Origin of the sequence: Brachybacterium sp. Z12 (genome assembly GCF_014400405.1) — a bacterium.
Lineage (GTDB): Bacteria > Actinomycetota > Actinomycetes > Actinomycetales > Dermabacteraceae > Brachybacterium.
Genome location: NZ_CP060496.1, coordinates 736,636 through 754,401 on the forward strand (window position 1 = coordinate 736,636; position 17,766 = coordinate 754,401).

The window sequence follows — 17,766 nt, forward strand, 5'->3', positions numbered from 1 at the left end:
CTCACAGGGCCGCGACCACCTCGACGGCCTGACGGATCGCGCGCTCGGCATCGAGCTCGGCGGCGACGTCGGCCCCGCCGATCACGTGCACCCGGGGCGCGCGGCCCTTGCGCGCCGCGACCACCTCCTCGGCCAGTGCGTTGACGCTGACCTGGCCGGCGCAGACCACCACGGTGTCCACATCGAGCACGGCCGCCTCCTCGCCTTCGAGGATGTGCAGACCCTGTTCGTCGACGTGGCGGTAGGTGACTCCGCGGTGCTGGATCACCCCTGCGTGACGCAGCTCCGCCCGGTGGACCCAGCCGGTCGTCCGGCCGAGGCCAGCCCCGATCCGGGTCTCCTTGCGCTGCAGCAGGTGGACCTCGCGCCGGGCAGGCGCGGAGGGTCGGGTTGTGACGCCGCCGCGATGCTCCTCGTCGGCGTCCACCACGCCCCAGTGCTGCTTCCAGGCGTCCACGTCGAGGGTGGGCGAGGGCTGCGGAGCGCTGAGGAACTCGGCCACGTCGACCCCGATCCCGCCGGCGCCGATGATCGCGACCCGGTCGCCGGCCTCTGCGCGGCCCTCCAGCAGGTCGGCGTAGCTGATGACCTGCGGCCCGCCCTCCGCGGGCAGGTCGATCCGGCGCGGTGCGACGCCGGTGGCGATGATGACGTCGTGGAAACCGGTGAGGTCGCGGCCGCGCGGCTTCACGCCGAGCCGGATCCCGACCCCGGCCGCCGCCAGCCGCATCCGCCAGGACTCGAGCGCCTGCGCGTAGTCCTCCTTGCCGGGGATGCGGGCGGCCATGCGCAGCTGCCCGCCGATCTCGTCGGTCGCCTCGTACAGGGTCACCACGTGGCCGCGCTCGGCGGCGGCCAGCGCCGCCTCGAGCCCGGCGGGCCCGGCACCGATGACAGCCACCTTGCGGGCGCGGCGCTCGATCACCGGCTTCAGCACCAGCTCGGTCTCGTGCCCCGCGCGGGGGTTGACCAGGCAGCTGGCGCGCTTGCCGTCGAAAACCTTGTCCAGGCAGGCCTGGTTGCAGGAGATGCAGGCGACGACCTGGTTGCTGCTGCCTTCGGCGAGCTTGTTCGGCAGGTGGGGGTCGGCCAGCAGTGGCCGGGCCATGGAGACGAGATCGGCCTGGCCGTCGGCGAGGACCTGCTCGGCGACGGAGGGGGCATGGATCCGGTTGGAGGCGATCACCGGCACGTCCACCAGCTCGCGCAGGGCGGCGGTGTTCTCGACGAAGGCCGCGCGCGGCACCGAGGTGACGATCGTGGGCACCCGGGCCTCGTGCCAGCCGATCCCGGAGGAGAGCACATCCACCCCGCGCTCGACGAGTCCCTGGGCCAGCGCTGTCGTCTCCTCCCAGGTCTGGCCGCCGGGGACGAGGTCCAGCAGGGAGATGCGGTAGCTGAGGAGGGCGTTCGGGCCGAGCGCCTCGCGCACCGCGGCGGCGACTGCGAGCGGCATCGCGCGTCGGCCGTCGGCGCCGCGCCCCCAGCGGTCCCGGCGCCGGTTCGTGGCCGGGGCCAGGAACTGGTTGAGCAGATATCCCTCGGAGCCCATGATCTCGACGCCGTCGTAGCCGGCCTCGATCGCGTGCCCGGCCGCCTCGGCGAAGTGCTCGATGGTGCGCCCCACGCCGCGACGGCTCAGCCTGCGGGCCCGGAACGGGGAGAGCGGGGACTTCCCGGCCGCGGCGGAGGCGGACAGCGGGTGGAAGGCGTAGCGGCCCGCGTGGAGCAGCTGGAGGAGGATGCGGCCGTCGGCCTCATGGACTTCGCGGGTGATCACCTTGTGACCGCGCAGGGTGCGCGCATCGGCCTGGCCTCCGCGCGGGGTGAGGCGGCCGGTGCGGTCGGGGGAGTAGCCGCCGGTGACGATCAGCCCCGCGCCGCCACGGGCGCGCTCGCCGAGGTAGGCGGAGAGCTTCTTGACGTCGCCCGGGCGGTCCTCGAGCCCGACGTGCATGGATCCCATCACGATGCGGTTCCGCACCTCGAACGGTCCGAGATCCAGCGGAGAGAGCAGCCGCGGATAGGAACGGGGCACGGTCGGGTGAGGAAGCGACGCTGGCATGCGGCGATTGTGCCAGCAACGGCTGACCGATCGTTGGGGGCACTCCGTACCCTGGGTGTCGACCCCTGCCAACTGACCGAGGAGACCCCGTGCCGTCGCGGATGCTGATCATCGTCGATGTCCAGAACGACTTCTGTGAGGGCGGCGCCCTCGGAGTGGAGGCGGCGGCGCTGTGGCGTCGCGGATCGCCGAGCACGTGCGGAAGCACGGCGAGGGGTACGACCGGATCCTCGCCAGCCAGGACTGGCACCGCGGGGACACTGACAACGGCGGGCATTTCGCGGTACCGCCTGCGGAGCCGGATTTCTCTGAGACCTGGCCGGTGCACTGTGTCGCGGGTACCGAGGGTGCGGCGCTGCGCCCTGAGATCGCGGCGCTCGCCGAGGAGCTGGGGGAGCGGCTCGAGGTCGTGCAGAAGGGGCATGGCATCCCCTCGTACAGCGTGCTGGAGGGGACGGTGATCGCAACGGATGAGCGCGTGGACCGGCTGATCGCCGATGGCGACTGGGAGCGGATCGATGTGGTGGGGCTGGCGTACGACTTCTGCGTGCGCGCCACGGCGCTGGGCTCGGTCGAGTCCGGCGCGCCGGTGCGGGTGCTGCGGGACCTGACCGCGGCGGTGCATCCCGCGACGATCCCGGCGCTCGAGCAGGAGCTGACGGGTGCGGGGGTGGAGGTCTCGGACTCCTGAGCCGGGCGGCGGGCGCCGCGCCGGTCAGAAGGGCGGCGTGGTCGCATCGATGGTGGGGCCGGGTGGGATGATCCGGCGCCCGCGGTGAGCGGCGAGAGCGGCGGCGCGTTGCTCCGCGACCCGTTCCTGTCGAGGGCGGGCCCTGTTCTCGGCGTGGAGTCTCGTTGCTTCGTCGTGGGCGTGCTGGTGTGCGCGCCAGGCGCGTTCCAGCACCTTGACGGTGTGCGGGGTGAGCAGGTCGGTGTTCTCTCGGGCGCGTGCGCGGATCTCCCGATCGATCATCCAGGTCGTCTCCAGCGGCCCGGCAGTGGTGGTCCCATCCCCGGCCTCGGGATCGTCGTGGGGATCGCGTACGGGATCGATCAGGCCGGCGGTCTTCATCTGGTGGTGCTGCCAGCACAAGCGGTGGAGGTTCCACAGACTGGTCTGCCCACCGCGGCCGGAGTGGTCGTGGTCGTACTCGATGATGTGGTCATCCTCCGCCGCCATGGCCGTGGACCGGGTGCAACCGGGCACCGCGCAGACCGGATGACGCAGCCGCAGCTGGAGCCGCATCTGCGACGTGGGCTGGTACGTCGTCGCGCTGACGGGCAGATGCGCACCGGTCATCGGGTCGGTCAGGATCCTCTGCCAGGTGCCCTCACCCGCCGCAAGCTCGCGAGCCAGCTCCGCAGGGACCGGGGTCATCCCATCGAGCATTGCCGGGGCGTCGTCAAGGCCCAGCAGCGTCGTCGCTGGCACAGTGACGAGGATCTTGTACGGCTTCGCGGTCTCTTCAACCGGATCGATATCCATGATCGAGTGAGTCAGGATCGCATAACGCAGCGTCCGCAACGACAGGGCCTTGCCGCGCTCGGCCAGATCGCGGTCGATGTCGAAGGGGAGCGGCCCCTCAGCACCGGCCTCCAGCGCGGTCCGCTGGGCTTTCTGCACCGTGCGGGACGCGACATCGAGCCGGTGGGCGAGGGCTTGGATCTCCGGGATCGGACCGGTCACCAGCAGTGATGCGGTCCCCGTCTCGGTATCGACGTCCACGATCTCGACATCGCGAGAGCGTGAGGGCGGGGTGGGCAGGGAGCCGGCAGTTGCGAGCTTCACCGCGAGGCGCACGTGTTTCTCGAAGGTGTCCTGTGAGACCGACGGCAGCTCCACCCCAGCCATATGCGCATCGACCTCGCGGGCCTGATGCTCGGTGAGACGACGGACATGCCGGACCAGGTAGTGGTGCCACTCCTCCGGCAGATCCCCACGCCGGAGATACGTGAACGTCAGCGGCATCCACTCAACAGCGGCATGCGCATCACGGACTTTCGCCCAGGCCCGCACGTAGCTGCAGCGCAGACCGGCCGCGACCTTCAGGGCCGTCACCTCCGCGTCATCCAGCACGCCCCGCACCTCGGGATCCTCACGGAAGAACGTCGCCAGCTGACGCAGGTGATGGGCATGGAGGCTCGCGCGGGTCCGCATCGTGCGATGCAGCCCGAGCACCCGCCCAGCCTCGAGACTGCCCGGCTCAACCTCCTCGAGGAGACAGTCCTCATCCAACTCCCGACGCGCCCGCACCGACCACTCCGGCAAGGCCTGCGCAGGAGTCGGCGCTCCGTGAGCAGCCAGCTCCTCATGCTCGCGCTCATCGAACTCACCCACCGAACCCACCCCCTCACACGTCGTCGAATCTGCCACGAACCACTGCCCGCGAGATTCCTCGAGACTATTCGAGACAAGTCATTTACTGAAGGGGCGGGGTGAAATGGGGATGAATCTGTGGATAAGCCGCCTGTGTGGAGGAAACGTTCTGTGGATAACCCACCGGTGTGGAGGAACGGTCGTGGGCTGTAGTGATGGTGAGAGCCTTGGTGGCCTGCGCGAGGGCGACGGGCGGTCTGTGTCGCTCGAATTCGGGTTGTTCTTGGCGTTGTGTTGTAGGGATCGACCCAAGGAATTTCCAAGAGAGTGGAATGCTCTGCCTTTCGCGCTCGGGAAGCGCATTGTGGAAATAGCCAGAACACATTCTTGATCAATGGGGAGGGTTCGTGTTGGGGAGGAGCAGTGGCGGGGGCGATCGACCCACAGCAGCACTCGCGCTCCGAGCCGCCCTGCCCCGCACCACCGTGGGCTCCGCCCCCTGTACACACATCTACACACGCGGCATGATGGCTGGCATGGCCCCGCGCAGCACGAGCCCCGACACCGGCACCGGCGCCACCGCCGGCAGTGCCAATCCCTTCACACCCGGCTTCGGCCTCACCCCGATGATCCTCGCGGGGCGGGACCTCGCGATCGAGGAGTTCACCGCGGCGCTCGCCGGGAACGTTCCGGAGGCGAGGGCGATCCTGATCTCCGGCACCCGCGGCTCCGGCAAGACAGTGCTGCTCACCGAGTTCCGCGAGCTCGCCCTCGACGCGGGCTGGACCGACCTGCGGATGCACACCTCCTCGACCTCCCTGGTCGAGGAGCTGCGCGGCCAGGCCATCGCCCATCTGCGCGAGCTCGATCCCGAGGCGGAGACCTCGCGGCTGACCTCCGCGCGCGTCTCCTCGCTCAGCGCCTCGCGCGACATCGTCCAGCGCTACAGGGGGGAGGGGAGGTGCTCAGCACGGTGCTCGATCGCCTCGCCCAGCTCGCCGACGAGGACGGCGGCGGGTTGCTGATCACCCTCGACGAGCTGCAGTCGGTGGATCGGGACCAGCTGCATGCCCTCACCCAGCACGTGCAGGACCTGATCGGCTCAGGCCACGCGGTCGCGTTCATCGCCGCCGGCGTGCGGCCCGGGGTCGATGCACTGCTGGACCACGAGCGCACCACCTTCCTGCGTCGTGCCCACCGGATCGAGGTGGGCAGCGTGGACGTGGGCACCGCGGCAGAGGCGATCCGCATGACCATCGCCGACACCTCCAAGACGATCACGCCCGAGGCCGCGGTGCTGGCCGGCGAGATCTCCCGCGGCTACCCCTATCTCATCCAGCTCATCGGTTCCAAGGCCTGGCAGAGCAGCGGGGACGCCGACACCATCGAGATCGAGGACGTGCGCGGCAGCCGCGATGCCGTGGTCGCGGCGATGATCAAGAACGTCCACGGCCCGGCGCTGCGTGGTCTGAGTCCCCGCAAACGCGAATACCTCCGCGCGATGCTGGAGGACGAGGGGCCCTCGAGCGTCGGCGACATCGCCCGACGGATGGGCATCGACCCGCGCAACCAGTCCACCTACCGTGAACGCCTCATCGAGGAGGAGCTGATCCGCCCCGCCGGGCGCGGCTTCGTCGAGTTCTCCCTGCCGTACCTGGGTGACGCGCTGCGCCACGAGGCCCGCGCCGGGGTCGGCGCCGACGTCGAACCCGACCGCGGAGTGCGCCGTTCCCACCGTTCGCGACGCAGCCCTCGACGATAGGCGGAGGCGGGCGCCGCGACGGCGTCGGTACCGTGGCAGGCACCATGAGCACGATCATCACCAAGTCCCAGCGTCCCGCCGTGCCTACACCACCGGCCCGATCACCAGGGCGCTGCGGTGGTTCACGGTGCTGTCGACGGTCGGCATCACGGCCTGGCTGCTCGTGCGCTACCCCTCCCTCCCGGACACGGTGGCGACCCATTTCGACGCCCGCGGCCAGGCCGACGACTGGGGCCCGAAGTGGTCTGTCCTCGTCGTCGCCGGGATCATGGTGGTGCTGTCGCTGGCGCTCGCCGCGATGTCCACCCGCCCGCGTGGCTTCAACTATCCGACCGAGGTCACCGAGGACAACGCCCAGGCCATCTACCGCGAAGGGGAGCGGATGCTGGTCTGGACGCTGCTCGGGATGCAGGCGATCTATCTCGGGATCGTCTGGGCGGTGATGGGGAGCGGCGGCGGCCCGCTGCTCGCCGTCGGCCTGGTGGGACTGATCGGCGCATCGATCGTCGGGATCATCCGCCTGCTCCGCGCCGCGCGCTGACCGTCCGCCCTCAGGCCCGCGCGACGGCGAGGGCGATGTTGTCCGGACCGCCGGCGGCGAGCGCGAGGTCGACGAGCGCCCCGGCGAGGGCGTCGAGGTCCGCCTGTCCGTCGCCCGCGAGCGCCTCCGCGAGAGCCGACGGCTCGACCACGGCGTGCAGGCCGTCGGTCGTCAGCAGCACCAGGTCGCCGGGTTCGAGACGGCGCACCAGCAGGTCCGGAGCTGTCGGAGCGCCCGCGGCCAGAGCCCGGTTCAGCACCGCACGGTCCGGATGCGCGGCGACCTCCTCGGCGGAGAGTCGGCCCGCCTCGACCAGGGAGCGCAGGCGCGTGTGGTCCTGGGTGACGTGCTCGATGTGCTCCCCGCGGAGGAGCACCACGCGGGTGTCGCCGAGATGCGCCACGTGCAGCCGGTCCCCGTCCAGGAGCGCGGCCGTGAGCGTCGAGCCCGCCTCGCCGTCGGCCGGGACCAGCGCCTCGGCCGCAGACCAGGCGGTCTCGAGCGCGGTCAGCGGGGCGGCCGACGGGTCGCTCTCCAGCGCGTGCTCGAGCGCTGCCGTGAACGCTGTGAGGATCTGTGCGGCGAGATCCTCCGCGATGCCGAAGCCGTCGGCGATGGCGAGCAGAGAGCGCCCGCTCGGCAGGTCGCGGAGGAGCACGGCGTCCTGCTGGGTGCGCCGCTCGCGGCCGATATGCAGCGCCGAGGCGGTGCGGGGCGTGGTGGTGGATGCGGTCATGGTGTCCTCCGAGGGGAGTTCTCCGAGGTCACGAGCGAGGGTGTGGACGGCGGCGGCGCGGGAGAAGGTGTCGGCCTCCTCCTGCCGCCACCAGGAGCGCAGCTCCGCAGCGGCGGCGTCGCCCTCCAGATCACACAGCACCCGGATGCGGGCGAGCCCCATCCCGATGCCGCGCAGAGCGGCGATGAGCCGCGCGCGATCGACCTGGTCCGCGCCGTAGGAGCGATAACCGGTGAACGGGTCGACCCGACGCGGCACCAGCAGCTCCGACTCGGCGTAGAGGCGCAGCGCCTTGGGGCTCAGACCGCTGCGTGCGGCCAGCTCCCCGATGCTCAGCAGCATCTCGTCCATCCGATCCTCCGTCGTGCCTCGCCCGGTCTCCCGGGCACCGGGACGATCCCGGCTATGCCCACGCTCGGGACTGCCCCGGGGAAGAGTCAAGCCTCGCCCCAGAATAATCCGTCGACCAGCACCGATCCGGTGTGTTCCACTTCCTCCATGCACGTGAGCATCCGTCCCCTGGACCCCTCCTCCGATCTCGAGCTCGACCAGTACCTCGCGCTCGAGACCGCCCTCGACGAGCACACCTATGGCGGCAGCCAGGCGCTCACCCGCGAGCAGCTGCGCGCCCAGCTCGTGGACTCCCCGTACTGGCGCACCCAGCGCTGGATCGCGCTCGCCGAGACGATGGAGGGCGGAGAGAGCCTCGTCGGCCGCGCCGCGGCGTTCATCCCGCTGCAGGAGAACCTCGAGAGCATCTCCGTGGGCGTCTCCGTGCACCCCGCCTTCCGCGGCGGGGGATCGCGACCGCACTCGTCGAGGAGGTGCTGATCCCGGCGATCCGCGACTCCGGCCGCACCCTGGTCGAGGGGTGCGGCGAGATCGGGGCCGACGGCGACGCCGACAGCACCGACGAGCCGGTGAACCGTCTCGCGCGCCGGATCGGGATCTCCCGCAAGAACCTCGCCGTCTGCCGGGCGCTGCCGCTCCCGATCGAGGACTCCCTGCTGGATGCTCTGCAGGCCGAGGTGGAGGAGAAGCTCGGCCAGTACCGGGTGGAGCTGTGGGACGGTGAGATCCCCGAGGAGCACCTGGTCGCGTACGGACTGATGCTGCGCCAGCTCGATCTCGACGAACCCGATGAGGAGGTCGAGCACGAGGCACCCGAGTACACGCCGGAGAGGATCCGGGAGGGCGAGCGGCGGATGCGGGAGGAGGGCACCCAGCGGCTCACGGCGGTCGCCGTCGCGCCCGACGGCAGCTTCGCCGGGAACTCCGAGGTGCACCTCCACACCGGCCCGGACAGCACCCTCGGCTGGCAGGAGAACACCCTGGTCATGCCCGAACACCGCGGGCACCGGCTGGGCCTCGCGCTGAAGGTCGCCACCCACCGGCAGCTGCGCGAGCGAGCCCCGCAGCTGCGGAGCCTGGTGACCTGGAACTCGCACGTGAACCCCTGGATGATCGAGATCAACGAGAAGCTCGGCTACCGGGCGCTCTACCGCGAGCTGGTGCTGCAGGGCCGCCCCGAGCTCTGAGGGCGACACGCCGCGCCCCTCCCGCGCCTCCGCTGCCTGCCGGACTAGGTTCTGCGGCATGGGAGGGGGCTGTCGATGAGCGTGCAGGCGAAGCATCGCAGGAGGACTCGGCGCGGCCGACCCCATGAGCAGTTCACCATCGCCATCGCGATCCTGTCCCTCGTGATGGCCGGTGGCATGGTCGCCGGTCTCGCGACCAGCGCCGTCACATCCGACGCAGGGGATCAGGCCGCGGGTGCGGTGCCGCAGCCCCCGCCCGGCGACCCCTCGAACACCACCCGCCTCGCGCACCTGGATCGGATCACCGGGGACATCACCCCGAAGTCCGTGGCCGCGAGCCCGGCCGGTGCGGTCATCGCGAACAACATGATGTACAGCCATTCCTCGACCCTGTACGACCCCGAGACCCTCGAACTCACCGCGACCATCTCCGACACCGTGGACCTCGCCGAGTTCGGATTCGAGGACCGTGCGGGGGAGACCACCGGCGCGCCGGTCGAAGCGGTCTTCTCGCCCGACGGCGCCTACGCCTACGTCTCCCAGTACTCCCTGAAGGGCCCCGGCGCAGGTGCGAAGGCCACCGACAGCTGCGAGAACGGTGAGGCGATCGGCACCTCCGCCGTCTACCGGCTGAACCTCGCCAGCGGAGAATGGGACCAGGTCATCGAGGTGGGCCGGGTCCCCAAGTTCATCTCCCTCTCCGCGGACGGCAGCCGCGCAGTGGTCTCGAACTGGTGCGATGAGACGGTCTCGGTGCTCGACCTCGACGCGGGAGAGGAGATCCGCCAGATCCCCGTCGATTCCGCCCCGCGCGGCAGCGTGGTGCTGCCCGACAACCGCACCGCCTACGTCACCGCGATGTTCGCCGACGAGCTGTACAAGGTGGATCTCGAGACCGGCGAGAGCGAGCTGATGCTCGAGACGGGCCGCAAGCCCCGCCACCTCGTGCTCTCCCCGGACGCGAGCCGCATGTATCTCACCGTCTCCGGCAGCGACGAGCTGCTCGAGCTCGACGCCGCCACCGGCGAGGTGCTGCGCACGACGGACACCGGCCGCGAACCGCGCACCATGGCCATCTCCCCGGACGGCCTCGCGCTCTACGTCGTGAACTACTACGCCAACACCGTCTCGAAGTTCGACACCGAGACCATGGAGGAGATCCAGAGCGTCGAGGTGGGGCAGAACCCCATCGGCGTCACCTACGAGCCCACCCAGCGCCGGGTCTGGGTCGCGAACTACGCCGGCTCGATCGACGTCTTCGACGACACCGCCCTCTCGGGTGGCACTATGGAGCCATGAGCCAGGACTCGCAGCGTCTCGTCACCGCCTCCCGGGAGATCGCCGCCCCGGCCGCGGCGATCTTCGAACTGATCGCCGATCCCGCGCAGCAGCCGCGCTGGGACGGCAACGACAACCTCGACCAGGCCGCACCCGGCCAGCGCGTGAACGCCGTCGGCGATGTGTTCGTGATGCGGAACCGCAACGGCGGGGTGCGCGAGAACCACGTCGTCGACTTCGCCGAAGGGCGCGCGATCGCCTGGCTGCCGGCGCCCCAGGGTGAGGCCCCTCCCGGCCACCTGTGGGGCTGGCAGCTCGAGCCCACCGACGGCGGCACCCTGGTCACGCACCTGTATGACTACACGCGGCTGTACGACGAGAAGCGCCTGCCCAAGGCGCAGGCGATGACGTCGGAGAAGCTGCTCGCCTCGATCGATCGGCTGGCGGCACTGGCCGAGGAGGGCGGGCAGTCCTGACGTCGCGCGGGAGGAGGAGCCGGTCGACCCGAGGACCCTCGGGCCGGCGATGGCGCCTGACGTCGCCCGCATCGAATCCGCGATCGAGCAGGCCGCGCGCCGCGGCGACTTCGACGACCTGCCCGGCGCCGGCAAACCGCTGGACCTGCCCGCCCGCCACGATCCCGACTGGTGGATCAATCAGCGCATCGCCAGCGGTGACATCGACCGCCAGGCTCTGCTGCCGGCGGTGGTGCTGCTGCGCAAGGAGTTCGAGCAGCGCGACGAGACCCTCGCCGCGCTCCCCACCGCGCAGGCGGCACGCGAGTACGCCGAGGACTTCACCGAGCGGGTGCACGAGGACCGCCGCCGCAATCCCTTCCAGACCATGATCGCCCCGGCATGGGGTCCGGAGGATGCGGCGGAGCGCTGGCGGGAGCTGCGCGCGGCGGCACCGACGGAGGAGCCGACGATGGAGAAGCCACCCGCCCCCGCGACGGAGGAGCCGCCGCGTCGGCGCTGGTGGCCCTTCGGCCGACGTGGCTGAGCTCAGTCCCAGCCCCGCCAGGCCGCGGCGCACCACTCCTCGGGATCGGTGGCTGACGCAGGCGCCCCGTTCGCCCGCAGCCATGTGCACACGTTCACGCAGTCGCGGCGCAGGAAATCCGAGCCGTGCGGGTTCGCGATCAGGTCGATGACCTGCGGGACGTCGATGATCACCGGATCCGGTTCTGCCTGCCGGGAGTCGGCGAGGACGTTGTAGGGGGAGAGGTCGCCGTGGACCAGGCCCAGCTGGGCGAGGTCGATGACCCAGCCCCGCAGCAGCTCGGCCCAGCGCGCCGCGGTCTCCGGGTCGGGGGTCGTCTCCTGCAGTCGCGGGGCGGCGATGGCGCCGCGCTCGTCGTCGGTGCCGATGAACTCCATCAGCAGTTCGGTGCCGACGATCTGCACCGGGTAGGGGACCGGCAGGCCGGCCTCCCGCAGCCGGCTCAGCACGTCGAACTCGGTGCGGGCCCACTGCGCGGCCGCGACCTGCCTGCCGAAGGCGGTGCCCTTCGCGATCGCGCGGGCTTCGCGGGAGTCCTTGGTGCGTCGGCCCTCGGTATAGGCGTTCGAACGGTGGAAGGTCGAGTGCTCGGGGAGCGATAGCGCTTGGCGACCAGCAGGACAGCCTCGCCTGGGGCGCCGGTGAGCTGCTCCTCGGGCAGGGCGCGCTCGAGGAGGAAGGCGTCGGCCTCCTTGCCGGTCTTGAGGATCCCGAGCTCGGTGTCGATCGCGCCGTCGTGCTGGACCACCCATTTAGGGAACGGCTGCGGACCGCGGTCCAGGATGTGCGCGGTCTCGGGCCAGGAGGACCAGCGCTGGTCCTCGTCGAGCTCGGCGACGGTGGCGGTGTACATGGAGCGTGCGAAGAAGGCGTCCCTGTCGAAGGACGTGGTCATGGGGTCTCCTGAGGGAGGGCCTGCGAGATGCTCAGCAGGTCTGGGCGGAAGGGAGGACAGCAGGGGTCAGCACGGTGACAACCATCAGCTCCTCCTTCCCTCAGGGCTCCACACGGAACCGGGCACAGCGTACGACGCCGCGGTCCCGGGGCGCGAGGGATTTATCGTCGGGGCGCCGGAGCCGGCCGGTGGCCTGCGGATTGTGGATAACTCGACGGCCCGTCGCGACGGGTGTGGTCAGGTCTATGCATGCGTTCGGTACGTACAGGTTCACTCCTCTCTCGACGTTCTCTGCTCCTCTCCGGTGCTCTTCTCGCACCCCTGGGGCTCGCCGGATGCTCGGGGAGTGGGACTGGCTGCCCTGGGCCTCGCGACCCCGCGCCGCAGTGACGCTGTCCCCGCTGACCACGGTGTCCGATCTGGTCTGCGAGGATCCCGTCTTCCGGAGTGAGTGGGCGCTGTCCCCTATCGGCGGGCGGCCGCTCGGGCTCGCGGTCCGTCGCGAGGTGTCGCTCGAGGCCGATCTCCGCATCGCCACCGCCGCCGATGAGGAGCCCCTCAGCGTCCCGGTCGACGCCGCCGCGTCAGGGATCATCGTGGACGGGCACACGGATCCTGTGCGGGTCTACACCACCGTCGTCTCGGACGGGCGTCGACACATGAGCATGCTGACCTCCTCGGACCTCGCCGACTGGACCACCACCGATCTGGGCACCGCGATCGAGCGGAGCATCGTCGCGGTGGGGGACGGGCTCGTCGCCGCCGCGCCGTACCACGGCGCCGTGCAGATCTGGGACGTCTCCGACGACGGTGCGATCGAGGCGCTGAGCCCGATCACGGTCCCCGAGGAGGACTGGAAGGTGACAGCCCTGGCGAGGGACGCCCAGAGCGTGCTCGTGGCCGTCTCCCGGCGCACGCAGGAGCAGGACTGGGAGCCTGCTCTGCTGAGCTCGGTCGACGGTGGCGTCACCTGGAGCGCCCCCGAGCCGCTGCCGGGGACGGGAAGGACCCCTCCGTGCGCGAGGTGCTGGTCCAGGCGGGGACGTTCATCGTCCTCGGCCACCACAGGTCCGACGTCGACTGGGACGAGGAGCACACCCACCGCCGTCCCGCGGCCTGGTCCGGCATGCCCGGTGAGGACTTCGCGATCGAGGAGATCCCGCTCCCGCTGTGGGGGATCGAGAACTTCGAGGACTCGGATGGTCGCGGATCGCTGTCCCCGGACACGCCGATCGACTTCGGCGACCTGGACCTCGGGCTCCCCGTGCTCACCGCCGAGGGCAGCGAGATCATGGCACCGGTGTACTGGGGCGACGACTGCCGGAGCCTGCGCCGAGCCGAGGACGGCACCTGGACCGTCGGTGACGTGGGACGCTACGCGGTCCACCGGATCGTCTCGGCCGTCCTCGACGACGCCGGACGGCTCTACCGGGTGGAGGAGCAGCTGATGGGCTCCCGATCGGAGGCGGTCCAGGACACCGAGCGGCTCCGCTTCGCGCCGGCTCGGGAGCTGACCATCGCGCAGGACGCACCGGGCCGCGGGTTGTGCGGCACGTTCCGCTGGAGCACCGAGTTCATGAAGCGCACCGATGAGCAGATCCGCTGGGCGGAGCGACAGGACCAGTTCCTGATCGGAGTGGAGGAGGAGAGGATCATCCGTGACTTCGAACCCGTCAGCGGTCGAACGGATCTGACGGGCGGGGCCGTCCATCACCTCGCCGACGGGCTCACCCTGTTCAGCGGCGATGTCCCGCACAGCGACGTGGCGGAGAACCCGGGCTTCAGCGTGATGGCGAGGGCCGACGGCGGGAGCTGGGAAGCGGTGAAGGGTCTGCCCAGTCCCGAGAACGTGAGCTGGCCGGGAACCGCGACCACTGTCGACGGCGTCCACCATCTGCCGTTCACCGAATGGATCCCCACCGACAGCGTGAGCGGAAGCGTGCTCACCCCGACCCTGTTCACCTCCGCGGATGGCATCGAGTGGGAGGAGGCCCCCGCGCCGAGCATCGAACTGGCCGACGAGGGCCCCGGTGCACGAGGCGGCCGCGTCGCGATGCTCACCTCGGTGGACGGCAACGTGATAGGGATCGGCAGCTCACCGACGAGGAGGAAGGCCACCACCCGGTCACCTTCGTGCGCGACGGCGAGGACTGGAGCGTCGTCCCGCTCGAGGGTGCGCCCCGCGGTACTTGGCTCGACGGTGTCACGACCGCCGGAGGGAGGACGGTCGTCCACGGCCGGTGGGGCTCGACGGCGGCGCAGTGGGCGCTCTCCGCGGAAGGGGCCCTCGAGAGGATCCACCTCGCCGATGACTCCGCCTCGCGGGGACGGGTGATCGACCTCGGGGAGGGGGCTCTGATCACTGGAGGGTGGATCGACAGACCCGCCGCCGAGGACGGGGACGACGGCGAGGAACAGACGGGCATCGGAGCGTGCATCTGGGCGAGCCTCGACGGTGGCGAAACCTGGGACGCGACGATGATCCCCGGGCAGGAGGGCAGATTCCCGACCGTGACGCTGCTCGAGGACGGCGAGAACGTGCTCGTCCTGCTGGACGACCCTGATCTGCCGCGTGGCAACCGGATCGTCCAGGCACGGGCGGACGTGCTGGGAGCCGAGGGCGGGTAGCGGGGAGAGAGCGCGGAGTGCACACTGACGGGCATGTTCCTCGAGAACCTCGGCGTCGATGCCACCGATCCTGTCCGCCTCGGCCGCCCCCGCACCCACGGTCGCGTCATGAGCGGCGGGCGGAGGACCGCGGCGTTCCTGACCGTGCTGCTCGGCGGGGCAGGGATCCTGCACCTGGTCCGGCCCGAGCCCTTCGACAGCATCGTCCCACCGGCACTGCCCGGCCCGGCCCGGACCTATACCTACGTCTCCGGGGTGGCGGAGCTCGCCGTGGCCGGCCTGCTCGCGGTCCCGCGCACCCGCCGCCGGGGTGGTCTCGCGGCGACCGCACTGTTCCTCGCGGTGTTTCCCGCGAACCTGCAGATGGCCTACGACTGGCGCCGCGCCCGGCCCCGGAAATGGGTGATAGCACTGGGACGCCTGCCGCTCCAGGGCCTGCTGATCGCGCAGGCCCGGCACGTGGCGCGAGGCTGAGCCGGCGCGGGCGCCCGAGTGGGGGCGCGCCGTCACCCTGCGTCAGGCGTTCCCGAGGCCGTAGTGGTCGGCGATCAGCTCGACCGTGCGGGACTGGACCGCGCGGGAGTGCCCCATGGTCACGAGCATGATCTCGTCGGCCCCGGTGAGCTCGTGCAGGTGGTCCAGGTGCTCGGCGACCTGGGCACCGGTGCCGGGGACCGACCGCTCTGTGTACGCGTCCAGGATCTGCCGCTCCTGCAGGGTGGGGAGTAGGCCTCGACCTCCTCGGGGGTGAGCACCTTGTAGCTCTGCCGCGTGAACATGCGCAGCATCGCCATGGCACCGGTGCGAGCCTGACGGAGGGCCTCGGCCGGGTCGTCATGGGCGACGGCGCTAGTGCTGACCAGCGTGTACGGCTCCGCGAGCGCCTCCGAGGGCTGGAAGTTCTCGCGGTACAGGCGCATCGCGGTGACCACATCGGCGTCCCCGAACTGCAGGGTGAAGGCGTATGGGCGGCCGAGCTGGGCCGCCAGCTGCGCCGAGAACGGCGAGGAGCCGAGGATCCAGGTGTCCGGGGTTCCCGGGCGCGGCACCCCGTTCTCCTCCGCCTGCCAGGGACCGGGCACGGCGTGCACGCCCTGGTATGGGTGGCCGGCCGGGAAATCGTCCTCCAGGAAGCCGAGCAGCTCGCGGACCTGCTGCGGGAAGGCGTCATTGGCCTCGCGCCCGCGGCGCAGTGCCGAGGCGGTGGCCTGGTCCGTGCCGGGCGCGCGGCCGAGGCCCAGGTCGATGCGGCCGGGAGCAAGGGTCTCGAGCATCCCGAACTGCTCGGCGATCACGAGCGGGACATGGTTGGGGAGCATCACGCCGCCCGCGCCGAGGCGGATGCGCTCGGTCTCGGCGGTCAGGCGGGCCAGCATCAGCTGCGGTGAGGAAGTCGCGGCGCCCGGCATGGCGTGGTGCTCGGACATCCAGAACCGCTGGAAGCCCCGCCGATCGGCGAGCTGTGCGAGGGCAGTGATTTCAGCGAAGGTCTCCTGCGCGCTCTGCCCCACACCCGTATGGGCGTTGTCCAGGACGGAGACGGCGAAGGGGGCGGTGCCGGAGGGGCGACAGGCAGCATGGGCCGCTCAATTCTCACGGGAAAACAGTCTGTTCTGCGTGATGAACGGTAACAGGATTCTCACGGCAGGGGGAGGGCGGTACCGTGAGAGTGTGTCGACGATCCCTCTCCCTCCTGCGCCGGGGACCGAGTCCCATGTGAGTCTCGCCCTGGTCGACTCCTACGTCACCCTGCCCGGCGGCCATACGGCGGACGAGCTGGACAGCCCGGCCGCAGCGACGCAGTGGCTCATCGGGCGCGAGCTGGTCCCCGAGAGCACCGAGCTGCTGGAGTACTGCCAGAGCCGCCTCGCCGACCTCCGCGGGACGCTCCGCGCCCTGTTCACAGCTCAGGTGGAAGGTGCCACCCCGGTGCAGACGTGCTGGACGCCGTCAATCGCGCACTCTCCCGGGTGCCGAGCGCGCCGCTGCTGCGGCACGACGAGGACCGCGGGCTGCATCGGGTGCACGCCCATCCCGTGACGAGGCTCGTCGAGCGCGCCATGGCGCAGATCGCCGAGGACGCCGCCGCGCTGCTGACCGGCGAGATGGCAGGCTCCCTCGCGCAGTGCGCCGCCGCGCCGTGCGACCGGTTCCTGCTGCGCACGCACGCCCGACGCCACTGGTGCTCCACGCGCTGCGGAGACCGGGTGCGGGCCTCCCGGGCGTACGCCCGCAAACAGGAGAGCGCCGCGCGGAGCTGAACCGGCACGGTGTCTCAGCGTGCGAGGGACGGGACCCCGGCGACGAACGTCTCCCGCACCGCGGTCTCCCGCAGCCGCTCGGCCGCCTCCCGGGCCGCGGCATCGACCATCAGCCCGTCTGCTCCGAGCGGCACGTCCGCGAAAGGGTCCCCCTCCAGCAGCACCACGTCGCCCACCCCGCCCACCTGCAGCGAGGCGATCCCGTCGGTCGACGCGGCGAGGGCCTCGCGCGGCTGCAGCTGCTGCTCGGGATGCCAGCCGGGGCGCTCGTCGGCGCTGCGGTGCACGGCGGCGGCCATCGCGAGCCACGGATCCAGCGGTGCGACGGGTGCATCGGAGCCGAGGGCGAGCGGCACCCCGGCGTCCAGCAGGTCCCGCAGGCGGAAGGCCTGGATGCCGTGGCCGGGCCACACGGCCTCGGTGGCATCGCGGTCATCCAGCAGGTGCGCGGGCTGGACGGAGGCGGTGACGCCGAGGGCGGCCATCGCGTCGATGTCGTCGTCGGTGAGCATCTGCGCGTGCTCGATCCGGGCGCGCTCGATGCCGACGGTCCTGATCGCGTCGAGGGCGACCTGCGCGGCGGCGTCCCCGATCGCGTGGACCGCGGCGCTGAGCCCCTGGGCCTTCGCCCGGGTCAATGCATCCCGCAGAGCCTCCGGGCCGACGCTCAGCACACCCCGGCCCGCATAGCCGTGGCCGTCGTGTGTAGGTGTCGCGGGTGTAGGCCGAGTGGGAGCCGAGCG

The 17,766-nt window shown here is 71.1% G+C and carries 21 protein-coding genes and 1 pseudogene; 14 read left to right on the top strand and 8 right to left on the bottom strand.

Annotation, left to right across the window (positions count from 1 at the left end; all coding sequences use genetic code 11):
- Position 1: 1 nt before the first annotated feature.
- Positions 2–2,065 carry an NADPH-dependent 2,4-dienoyl-CoA reductase gene (locus H3H54_RS03935; RefSeq protein WP_262425605.1) on the bottom strand — a complete coding sequence of 688 codons (2,064 nt, stop codon included), beginning with the start codon at positions 2,063–2,065 and terminating at the stop codon, positions 2–4.
- 172 nt (positions 2,066–2,237) lie between these two features.
- On the opposite strand from H3H54_RS03935, the gene H3H54_RS03940 reads away from it, so the two are divergent.
- Positions 2,238–2,756, top strand: coding sequence for an isochorismatase family protein (locus H3H54_RS03940; protein ID WP_316249133.1), 519 nt, complete (start codon positions 2,238–2,240; stop codon positions 2,754–2,756).
- Between the two features lie 24 nt (positions 2,757–2,780).
- Here H3H54_RS03940 and H3H54_RS03945 read toward each other — a convergent pair whose 3' ends face one another.
- A complete protein-coding gene (locus tag H3H54_RS03945; RefSeq protein ID WP_262425606.1) occupies positions 2,781–4,403 on the bottom strand; it encodes an HNH endonuclease signature motif containing protein in 1,623 nt (540 codons plus the stop codon).
- A gap of 515 nt (positions 4,404–4,918) precedes the next feature.
- Between H3H54_RS03945 and H3H54_RS03950 the strand changes: the two genes are divergently transcribed.
- From H3H54_RS03950 to H3H54_RS03960, 3 genes are all read left to right on the top strand, one after another.
- A complete protein-coding gene (locus H3H54_RS03950) occupies positions 4,919–5,407 on the top strand; it encodes an ATP-binding protein (RefSeq protein WP_262425607.1) in 489 nt (162 codons plus the stop codon).
- Complete coding sequence (locus tag H3H54_RS03955; RefSeq protein ID WP_262425608.1) at positions 5,356–6,144, top strand: hypothetical protein; 789 nt, start codon at positions 5,356–5,358, stop codon at positions 6,142–6,144. The genes H3H54_RS03950 and H3H54_RS03955 overlap by 52 nt, the downstream gene beginning before the upstream one ends.
- Positions 6,145–6,271: 127 nt before the next feature.
- Entirely contained in the window at positions 6,272–6,685 is a 414-nt protein-coding gene (locus tag H3H54_RS03960) for a DUF1648 domain-containing protein (RefSeq protein ID WP_262425609.1), read from the top strand.
- Positions 6,686–6,695: 10 nt separating this feature from the next.
- Here H3H54_RS03960 and H3H54_RS03965 read toward each other — a convergent pair whose 3' ends face one another.
- Positions 6,696–7,772 (bottom strand): MerR family transcriptional regulator, encoded by a 1,077-nt coding sequence (locus tag H3H54_RS03965; protein ID WP_262425610.1) that lies wholly within the window; start codon positions 7,770–7,772, stop codon positions 6,696–6,698.
- Positions 7,773–7,919: 147 nt separating this feature from the next.
- Here H3H54_RS03965 and H3H54_RS03970 point away from each other — a divergent pair, with 147 nt between their 5' ends.
- The 5 genes from H3H54_RS03970 (at position 7,920) to H3H54_RS03990 (ending at position 11,239) form a co-directional block, all read left to right on the top strand.
- On the top strand, positions 7,920–8,252 hold the full coding sequence (locus H3H54_RS03970) for a hypothetical protein (protein ID WP_262425611.1): 333 nt from the start codon (positions 7,920–7,922) through the stop codon (positions 8,250–8,252).
- Positions 8,246–8,959, top strand: a complete 714-nt coding sequence (locus H3H54_RS03975; RefSeq protein WP_262425612.1) for a hypothetical protein — start codon at positions 8,246–8,248, stop codon at positions 8,957–8,959. Before H3H54_RS03970 ends, H3H54_RS03975 begins: the two co-directional genes overlap by 7 nt.
- Positions 8,960–9,034: 75 nt before the next feature.
- Positions 9,035–10,258 (top strand): YncE family protein, encoded by a 1,224-nt coding sequence (locus H3H54_RS03980; RefSeq protein WP_262425613.1) that lies wholly within the window; start codon positions 9,035–9,037, stop codon positions 10,256–10,258.
- Entirely contained in the window at positions 10,255–10,713 is a 459-nt protein-coding gene (locus tag H3H54_RS03985; protein WP_262425614.1) for an SRPBCC family protein, read from the top strand. The genes H3H54_RS03980 and H3H54_RS03985 overlap by 4 nt, the downstream gene beginning before the upstream one ends.
- A 49-nt stretch (positions 10,714–10,762) precedes the next feature.
- Complete coding sequence (locus tag H3H54_RS03990) at positions 10,763–11,239, top strand: DUF1992 domain-containing protein (RefSeq protein ID WP_262425615.1); 477 nt, start codon at positions 10,763–10,765, stop codon at positions 11,237–11,239.
- 2 nt (positions 11,240–11,241) lie between these two features.
- On the opposite strand, the gene H3H54_RS03995 is transcribed toward H3H54_RS03990, so the two are convergent.
- The 3 genes from H3H54_RS03995 to H3H54_RS04005 all read right to left on the bottom strand — a co-directional run bounded on the left by H3H54_RS03995 (position 11,242) and on the right by H3H54_RS04005 (position 13,104).
- The gene (locus H3H54_RS03995; RefSeq protein WP_262426396.1) at positions 11,242–11,754 is read right to left on the bottom strand and encodes an RIO1 family regulatory kinase/ATPase; all 513 of its coding nucleotides are present in this window, start codon (positions 11,752–11,754) and stop codon (positions 11,242–11,244) included.
- Complete coding sequence (locus tag H3H54_RS04000; protein WP_262426563.1) at positions 11,682–12,134, bottom strand: hypothetical protein; 453 nt, start codon at positions 12,132–12,134, stop codon at positions 11,682–11,684. Before H3H54_RS04000 ends, H3H54_RS03995 begins: the two co-directional genes overlap by 73 nt.
- A 625-nt stretch (positions 12,135–12,759) precedes the next feature.
- Positions 12,760–13,104, bottom strand: a complete 345-nt coding sequence (locus H3H54_RS04005) for a hypothetical protein (RefSeq protein ID WP_262425616.1) — start codon at positions 13,102–13,104, stop codon at positions 12,760–12,762.
- Positions 13,105–13,149: 45 nt separating this feature from the next.
- Between H3H54_RS04005 and H3H54_RS04010 the strand changes: the two genes are divergently transcribed.
- The 3 genes from H3H54_RS04010 (at position 13,150) to H3H54_RS04020 (ending at position 15,236) form a co-directional block, all read left to right on the top strand.
- Complete coding sequence (locus H3H54_RS04010; RefSeq protein ID WP_262425617.1) at positions 13,150–14,469, top strand: hypothetical protein; 1,320 nt, start codon at positions 13,150–13,152, stop codon at positions 14,467–14,469.
- Complete coding sequence (locus H3H54_RS04015; RefSeq protein WP_262425618.1) at positions 14,466–14,762, top strand: hypothetical protein; 297 nt, start codon at positions 14,466–14,468, stop codon at positions 14,760–14,762. The genes H3H54_RS04010 and H3H54_RS04015 overlap by 4 nt, the downstream gene beginning before the upstream one ends.
- Before the next feature lie 108 nt (positions 14,763–14,870).
- Positions 14,871–15,236: a MauE/DoxX family redox-associated membrane protein gene (locus H3H54_RS04020; protein WP_262426397.1), complete on the top strand. Its 366-nt coding sequence runs from the start codon at positions 14,871–14,873 to the stop codon at positions 15,234–15,236.
- 119 nt (positions 15,237–15,355) lie between these two features.
- Here the strand turns inward: H3H54_RS04020 and H3H54_RS04025 are convergent, their stop codons facing one another.
- Positions 15,356–16,273 (bottom strand): LLM class flavin-dependent oxidoreductase, encoded by a 918-nt coding sequence (locus H3H54_RS04025; RefSeq protein WP_262425619.1) that lies wholly within the window; start codon positions 16,271–16,273, stop codon positions 15,356–15,358.
- A gap of 109 nt (positions 16,274–16,382) precedes the next feature.
- Here H3H54_RS04025 and H3H54_RS19445 point away from each other — a divergent pair.
- Positions 16,383–16,807, top strand: a pseudogene (locus tag H3H54_RS19445) (ABATE domain-containing protein); the annotation flags it as partial.
- Between the two features lie 60 nt (positions 16,808–16,867).
- A complete protein-coding gene (locus H3H54_RS19450; protein ID WP_395963718.1) occupies positions 16,868–17,023 on the top strand; it encodes a CGNR zinc finger domain-containing protein in 156 nt (51 codons plus the stop codon).
- A gap of 14 nt (positions 17,024–17,037) precedes the next feature.
- On the opposite strand, the gene H3H54_RS04035 is transcribed toward H3H54_RS19450, so the two are convergent.
- Positions 17,038–17,697, bottom strand: coding sequence for an amidohydrolase family protein (locus H3H54_RS04035; protein ID WP_262425621.1), 660 nt, complete (start codon positions 17,695–17,697; stop codon positions 17,038–17,040).
- Between the last annotated feature and the right edge of the window lie 69 nt (positions 17,698–17,766).